1 protein-coding gene is annotated in these 210 nt (G+C 57.1%); it reads left to right on the forward strand.

The window, feature by feature from the left end; all coding sequences use genetic code 11:
• Positions 1–210 (forward strand): hypothetical protein (locus FDX22_RS15595; protein WP_146717426.1); only part of this gene is annotated, 210 nt, incomplete at both ends.

Consider the following 210-nt stretch of genomic DNA (forward strand, 5'->3'; position numbering starts at 1 on the left):
GACGGTGATCCTGATGCTGATCATGGGCTACGGCATCAGCATGGACGTGGAAAACCTGCGTTTTTCGGTGCTCGATCGTGATCAGACCGTCAGCAGCCAGGCGTGGTCGCTGAATCTGGCGGGGTCGCGCTATTTTATTGAGCAGCCGCCGCTCACCAGTTATGACGAGCTGGACAAGCGAATGCGTTCGGGTGAAGTGGCGGTAGCAAT

Source organism: Citrobacter sp. TBCS-14 (genome assembly GCF_005280805.1).
Classification (GTDB): Bacteria; Pseudomonadota; Gammaproteobacteria; order Enterobacterales; family Enterobacteriaceae; genus Citrobacter; species Citrobacter gillenii.